Raw genomic sequence first — 6,021 nt, forward strand, 5'->3', positions numbered from 1 at the left:
GAAACTACAGATCGCTATTTCCGCATTAGTAGTGGCAATTTTAATCTAACGAAACTCTGGATCGTTATTAGGGAGAAATAGGGGCTTTAAGCTCCTGATTTGAGCGAATAGCGATACCTAGTTTCGTTAGAATTTGCCGAAGCTTTTTTGGGTCCAAATAACGATACCCAGTTTCGTTAGAAACGGGAATCAGCGTTCCCCTGCCTTATTGGCGGGGGTTTTGCATGAGGTGAGAGAGTGTACGTCGTAACATGAAATAGACTTAGACTTAAGTGGAAAGAAGTGAAGCGGTAGCCATGAGGAAACAGCGGGATCGGGCAAGAGGCAGGAAGGCAGCGGATACAGGTAATAAGGAAGCGCTAGCCGGATTGCCGGTTGCCAAGAACGACGAGGTAATGATCGACATCATCGGGATGAACCATGACGGTGAGGGTGTAGGCCGTGCCGAAGGCTACACGCTGTTCGTCGCAGGGGCGCTCCCGGGTGAACAAGCGCGGGTCAAGGTGCTGAAGACGAAGAAGCAGTATGGTTACGCCAAGCTGCTTGAGCTGCTTCAGACCAGTCCGCAGCGTGTAGCAGCGCCTTGCCCGATCTATCATCAATGCGGCGGCTGCCAGCTTCAACATTTGAGCTATTCTGGCCAATTGGAGTGGAAGCGTCAGCATGTTGTAGATGCCCTGGAGCGGATCGGGAAACTGACGGTGGTGAAGGAAGCCGGGAGCTCTGGAGTGCCAGATGAGCGAAAGAATGCTTGGAACTCTGAAGGAGCGGACCTGGCCAAGCAAGTTGATTCAGTTCCTATTAAGGTGCTTCCGACCTTGGGGATGTCCGAACCATGGCGTTATCGCAACAAAGCTCAAGTACCTGTTGGTGTGACGGATGGGGCTTTAGTCGGCGGTTTTTATGCCCGTGGCAGCCATCGCATCATCGACATGGAGACCTGTCTCATCCAGCATGAGAGTAATGACGATGTAGTGGCTAGGGTGAAGGAGATCGCTCGTCGTCTTGGTATCACAGCCTACGATGAGGAATCCGGACAAGGTTTGCTTCGCCATGTTGTCGTGAAGGTAGGCTTCCGTACGGGCGAAATGATGCTCGTCCTTGTGACGAACGGGGACAAGATCCCCCATGTTAAGGAGTGGATCGAAGCGATCCGCAATGAAATTCCAGCGGTCGCAAGCATTTGTCAGAACGTGAATAAGAGACAGACGAATGTCATCTTTGGCGATGTCACCCGCGTCCTGTGGGGGCTTGAGACGATCTATGATTATATCGGAGATGTGAAGTTCGCCATTTCGGCGCGTTCTTTTTATCAAGTGAACCCTGTGCAGACTGAGGTGTTGTACGGGAGAACTGTGGAATATGCCGGACTCACCGGCCAAGAGACGGTGATCGATGCTTATTGCGGAATTGGCACCATTTCCTTGTTCCTGGCGCAGCATGCCGCTAAAGTATATGGAGTCGAAATTGTACCGGAAGCGATTGAAGATGCGCGTCGCAATGCGGAGCTGAACGGCATGAATAACGTGACCTTTGAGGTCGGCGCTTCCGAGGATGTCATCCCGGCCTGGAAGGAACAAGGCGTCGAAGCTGACATCATCGTCGTCGACCCGCCGCGCAAAGGCTGTGATCCTCGCCTGTTAGAGACGATTCTCGAAATGAAGCCGAAGCGAGTGGTCTATGTATCGTGCAACCCTTCCACGTTGGCACGGGATTTGCGTGTACTGGAAGACGGCGGCTACCGCACCGTTGAGGTGCAGCCAGTGGATATGTTCCCGCATACGGTGCATGTGGAGAGCGTAGCATCACTGCACTTGAGTTAATCATTAACAAAGGTTCCATGCCGTTGTTATTATCAATAGCAATAGCCCATTTTTGCAGTTTTTATTTTTCGGGATGAAGATTTATCCTGGTATTGATAGAGAGGTTTTTGATATGACAGAACATTTTTGGCGTGATTTGCCACGGCCTTTTTTTATACTGGCGCCGATGGAAGATGTGACGGATGTTGTTTTTCGCCATGTCGTCAGTGAGGCGGGCAGACCGGATGTGTTTTTTACGGAGTTTGCGAATACAGAGAGTTATTGTCACCCGGAGGGAAACCAGGCTGTGCGCGGGCGTCTGACTTTTAAAGAGGATGAACAGCCCATTGTGGCTCACATCTGGGGAGATAAGCCGGAATACTTCCGTCAGATGAGCATCGGCATGGCGCAAGAAGGATTCAAGGGCATCGATATTAATATGGGTTGTCCTGTAGCAAATGTAGCAGAGAACGGGAAGGGAAGCGGGCTGATCTGCCGTCCCGAACTCGCAGCGGAGATCATCCAGGCTGCCAAAGCCGGGGGATTGCCCGTCAGTGTAAAAACCAGGCTCGGTTTCAGCAGTATAGACGAATGGTGCGGCTGGTTAACCCATATCCTGAAGCAAGACATTGTGAATCTGTCCATTCATCTGCGTACAAGAGAGGAAATGAGTAAAGTAGATGCTCACTGGGAACTGATACCGGAGATTAAAAAGCTTCGTGATGAGGTGGCCCCTGATACTCTGCTAACCATTAACGGGGACATCCCGGACCGTCAGACCGGACTGAGGCTCGCCGAGCAATATGGTGTGGATGGCATTATGATCGGGCGCGGTATTTTTCATAATCCATTTGCTTTTGAGAAGGAGCCGAAGGAACATAGCAGTGAGGAATTGCTGGGTCTGCTGCGGCTGCATCTGGATCTCTATGATGAGTATTCGGGACAGAAACCACGTTCGTTCAGCCCGCTTCAACGCTTCTTCAAAATCTATGTCCGCGGATTCCGAGGGGCAAGTGAATTAAGAAATAACCTAATGAATACAAAGTCAACAAATGAAGTGCGTGCGCTGCTTGATGAATTTGACAGCAAGGAGCATGATGGGGTGGAGGAACCCGAAAATTAAGTTCAGATTCTCTACTACAGCCTAGGTATTAAACGAGTATAGGCATCCCATTAGCTGTTATTGATCTATGTTGATTTTGCTTGTACGACATATGTAAAGGCTATAGCGTTGCTACCGGGACGAAATAGAAATTTAGCGTTATTGTTTGGCCAAGTCTGGTCTTGAAGTTGTCGGCAGACCCTTACTGTTCCACTGCACTTCTATAAGTCATGTCATGGTAAGTCTGAAGGTCGGAAGTTGATTTGGGATGGAAGAATTGGAGCTTTCGGAAGGAAGTAACATTGATATAGAGACAAATTCGTGATAGTTATGAACTAAGAACTAAGCATAGAACGGAAAGGACAAATCATGACCAAACATCGGATTTTCACAACAAGTGTTGCAAGTGTCTATCCCCATTATGTTACGAAGGCGGAGAGAAAAGGGCGTACGAAAGCAGAGGTTGATGAAATTATCCGTTGGTTGACAGGGTATAGCCAGGAAGAGTTTGAAGGGCAACTGGAACAAACGACGGACTTTGAGACTTTTTTTGCGAATGCTCCCCAACTAAATCCTTCGCGGGAGTTGATCAAAGGCGTGGTCTGTGGTGTCCGTGTGGAAGACATCGAAGAACCAACGATGCGGGAAATTCGTTATTTGGATAAGCTGATCGATGAGTTAGCCAAGGGAAAAGCAATGGAGAAGATTTTGCGGAAATAATATAAAGAAACCGAAGTGAATGCGCAAAGCTAAATAAATGAAGTCATTTTATCGAATGAAGCTAGTTAATCAAATATTTGTATTTAAGATGGACGTAGGAAACTGCGTCTTTTTTTATGTAGCAAAGGGATTTACGGCCATAACATGTTTTATTACAAATAAGTAATGTTAGTGTAAGTTGGGTAGATCGTAAGATTTTACATAGATCACTATAATCGATATAGAACAATAAGGAGGAAAGAGGGAGAAAGGAGATCAATATGCAAACAATGAGGCTTAACGGATTTCAAATTAAATTAATTATGGCGTGTTTAATGGTGCTGGATCATATCGCTTATTTTATACCTGGAATTTGGGTAATGATCTTCCATGTTGTCACAAGAGTGGTTGGAGTATGGTTTGCTTATATCGCTGTGGAAGGTTTCATGTATACTAGCAATCTGAGAAAGTATTTTACAAGATTGTTCTCATGGGCAGTCATGATGTTTGCAGGCAACTATGTGCTGAACTTAATGTTTGAGGATCGCGGTATTGCCATTCATAACAACATATTTTTAACCTTGGCTATCGGTGTATTCATGCTAACAGTACTAACCCGAATTAATAATAAAATATGGGGGTTCATCTGCTCCGTTGTTTTGCTGGCGGTCGGAATATTGATAGCTGAAGGCGGCATGGTCATTCTACCGTTTATGCTTATAACCTATTTCACCTACGGTAAAAACAAATACAGAAATATTGGTTATTTATGTTTATCGCTTATTTTGTTCTTGATGTCATTTGTAAATTACGGAGATGTGTTAACAACAATCGAAATGCTGGCATTTAATTCGGACTTCATGTTTATTTTCGTTATCCCGTTTTTGTATATATATAATGGTAAAAGAGGAAGCAACTCTAGATTTGCGAAGTATTTCTTCTATGTTTTCTATCCGGCTCATTTATGGATAATTACAACGATTGCGTATATCGTTTCGGATTAGCTGCCTTTCATTTGGTTTTTTCAAAATTTGATCCTTGGGGGGCGAATGTGTACTTAATCTTCCATCCCGTTGGTTCAACTCTTGCAATTGATCGGTTGACTCTATTAACGGGGCAAAATCCGGTGTCAGAATTCAAAGCAATGAGAGGTTATAGGTACGAAGCGGATAATTTTGGCGCCGCATGGCTAACCTCTCTTTCAACACAGCTAGTTCATGCATCACGTGTCAAAGAGTGCCTCGTCCATCTGGAAGCCAGGTTTGTGGAGATTACATCCATTCGAAGAACCAAGCTCGCTGGTTGCTATTGAAGTACGCATCGAAAAAGTTCATATAGAAGATTCCCTTCTTATGGATGTGAACTCGAATGATGTGGATCCTTCCAAATGGAGTCGGATCGTGAGTTTCTGTGAATACTTTGGCCTTAGTGAACAGTTAACTGTATCAAAATTAACACCAGGATTTGGGCCCTATTCTGTATAATAGAGTTATAATAACGAATATGGAATATTTTGTGTTTAAGAGAATTGAAAATAATCGAAGGGAGAGGAAGAATGAAAATAAGCTCACAAGCATATGTAAGGGGAAGTATCGAAGCGGTTGATATGTATTGTTCAGCATTTGGATTAGAGAAAAGCCTGGAGATTAAGGATGAAACACAGAACGCTTATGCGCATTGTGAATTGACTTTAAATGGCGAGCTGTTTATGGCAGTGAGTGAAGCGCCAAAAGATTGCGATGTTCATAAAAAAACAACTTGGCAGACCATGGCATTTAATGTATACGATATGGGAACTGAGGAAGCCGTCCGCAAAGCTTATAATGTACTGAGCAATGGAGGCACTGTCATTGATCCCATCGGCTCTTGTGATTGGAATCCGTGTTGTTCTAATCTCATCGATAAATTCGGTGTGTTTTGGTGGATAGCTATTTAGAGGAATTGGAATATTTTACGTGTTGTAATGGGCGGATAACCGTGGTACATTATTAGTCCGGTCGTTAATTTGAAGCGTTGTTGACAGCTTCTAAAAAGGAAAAGGAAAATAATGCTTGCATTGATGAACTGGACATGATATATTATAAGAGTTGCTGATGAGAACGCAGCGACGCTAAAAACGAAGTTGATCTTTGAAAACTGAACAACGAGTGAGCGGGTTTCACGTCAAGTGAAATCTAAGAAATAAGTCAGATTCAAAATGAGCTAATCGCTCTTTTCAATGAGTAACACTTTATTGGAGAGTTTGATCCTGGCTCAGGACGAACGCTGGCGGCGTGCCTAATACATGCAAGTCGAGCGGACTTGATGGAGAGCTTGCTCTCCAGAGAGTTAGCGGCGGACGGGTGAGTAACACGTAGGCAACCTGCCTGTAAGACTGGGATAACTAGCGGAAACGTTAGCTAATACCGGATAATTTAT

At 45.1% G+C, this 6,021-nt stretch carries 5 protein-coding genes; all 5 read left to right on the forward strand.

The window, feature by feature from the left end; translation table 11 throughout:
* Positions 1 to 296 precede the first annotated feature (296 nt).
* The 5 genes from rlmD to BFJ94_RS23520 all read left to right on the forward strand — a co-directional run bounded on the left by rlmD (position 297) and on the right by BFJ94_RS23520 (position 5,539).
* Positions 297 to 1,823, forward strand: coding sequence for a 23S rRNA (uracil(1939)-C(5))-methyltransferase RlmD (rlmD, locus tag BFJ94_RS23495; protein WP_120464814.1), 1,527 nt, complete (start codon positions 297 to 299; stop codon positions 1,821 to 1,823).
* A gap of 112 nt (positions 1,824 to 1,935) precedes the next feature.
* Positions 1,936 to 2,925, forward strand: a complete 990-nt coding sequence (locus tag BFJ94_RS23500) for a tRNA dihydrouridine synthase (RefSeq protein WP_120464815.1) — start codon at positions 1,936 to 1,938, stop codon at positions 2,923 to 2,925.
* 348 nt (positions 2,926 to 3,273) lie between these two features.
* A complete protein-coding gene (locus tag BFJ94_RS23505; RefSeq protein WP_068778188.1) occupies positions 3,274 to 3,624 on the forward strand; it encodes a DUF2200 domain-containing protein in 351 nt (116 codons plus the stop codon).
* Between the two features lie 260 nt (positions 3,625 to 3,884).
* Complete coding sequence (locus BFJ94_RS23510; RefSeq protein WP_068778187.1) at positions 3,885 to 4,607, forward strand: TraX family protein; 723 nt, start codon at positions 3,885 to 3,887, stop codon at positions 4,605 to 4,607.
* Between the two features lie 551 nt (positions 4,608 to 5,158).
* On the forward strand, positions 5,159 to 5,539 hold the full coding sequence (locus BFJ94_RS23520; RefSeq protein ID WP_120464816.1) for a VOC family protein: 381 nt from the start codon (positions 5,159 to 5,161) through the stop codon (positions 5,537 to 5,539).
* Positions 5,540 to 6,021: the final 482 nt, after the last annotated feature.

The sequence above is a fragment of the Paenibacillus aceti genome, from assembly GCF_003614185.1.
Classification (GTDB): Bacteria; Bacillota; Bacilli; order Paenibacillales; family Paenibacillaceae; genus Fontibacillus; species Fontibacillus aceti.